The organism is Peptostreptococcus anaerobius VPI 4330 = DSM 2949, from assembly GCF_000381525.1.
Classification (GTDB): Bacteria; Bacillota; Clostridia; order Peptostreptococcales; family Peptostreptococcaceae; genus Peptostreptococcus; species Peptostreptococcus anaerobius.
This window is the reverse complement of record NZ_KB906650.1, coordinates 1-1,321: the sequence shown is the minus strand read 5'-3', so window position 1 is coordinate 1,321 and position 1,321 is coordinate 1. Positions and strand designations below refer to the sequence as shown.

The 1,321-nt window shown below is 30.4% G+C and carries 1 protein-coding gene; it reads left to right on the top strand.

Annotated features, from left to right (window positions below; genetic code table 11):
• Window positions 1-1,083: cell wall-binding repeat-containing protein (locus F823_RS11225; RefSeq protein WP_019595703.1), on the top strand; the 1,083-nt coding region annotated here is incomplete at its 5' end.
• Window positions 1,084-1,321 lie beyond the last annotated feature (238 nt).

The following is a 1,321-nucleotide window of genomic DNA, read 5'->3' as shown; positions in this document are numbered from 1 at the left end:
AAAGAACCTGAAAAAGGCAAAGAACCTGAAAAGGGTAAAGAACCTGAAAAAGGTAAAGAACCTAAAAAAGATAATAACTCAGATAATAGCTATGAAAATGATGTAAAAAAAGCTATTGAGGAAATGAAGAAAAAAGAAGAATTAAATAAAAAGAAAGAAGATGATAAGGTTAAAGAAAATAAAATAAAATCAAAAAATATCAAAAGAATTAGCGGAAATAATAGGATATCCACCTCTATAAACTTATCAAGACATTACTTTAACCATTCTGATACCATTGTGTTGGTAAATTCTAAAGAATATCCAGATTCACTTACAGCTGCACCATTGGCAAAGGCATACAAGGCACCTGTTTTGTTAAATGATCCTAATGGACTTGATAGTCAAGTTAAAAATGAAATTAGGAGATTGGGAGTGAAGAAAGTCATATTGGTAGGAGGTAATAATTCTTTAAGAATAGGTCTTGAAAGAGATTTAAAGAATATGAATCTAAAATTAAGCAGGATAGCTGGAAAAGACAGGTATGATACATCTGCTAGACTTGCTAAGGAATTGGTCAGACTTACTGGTTATTCCGACAGGGCAATTGTTGCATCAGGTGAGAATTTTCCAGATGCACTAACTGCATCATCAATTGCTGCTAAGGATGATGTTCCCGTATTGTTGGTAAAATCAGCTAGTGTCCCTGACTACATTGATAAGGCTATGAAGGATATGGGAATAAAGAAAACCATACTAGTTGGCGGTAATAATTCAATAGGTAAGAATATAGAGTCTGAGTTAAGAGCAGAATATAGAATAGCAGGTAATAATAGGTATGAAACTGCTAAACTTGTTAGTAGGTATGGATATAAAAATCCAAAAAAAATATTCTTAACGACTGGTGAATCTTTTGCAGATGCATTAGTATCATCTGGTTTGGCAGCTATGGAAAATGCACCTATACAGTTGATAAATCCGAAAAATAATTCAGATAATTATATGGATTTTACTAATAAAGAAAATATAGAAGAAATTATAGTTTTAGGTGGAGAAAGAAGTGTTCCTGAGCGTATTGTTGAATTTTTTATAAATATAAAATAGTAGGAAGTGTTTAGAATATTTCTAATTTTACCATTTCTGATCATTTTGTTGATTAGACATCTATATGGTAATTAAAAGAGTTTATATAATATTGGTTGCATAAATATTTAGCGTTGGTGAGAGAAAAAATTCTCTCCCAACGTTAAATTTTTTGCAAAAAAAGAAGAATACACATCAAATCTCATGTATAATTTAAATCACTACAAATAAAAAAACAAGGAGAAATGATATGTATTCT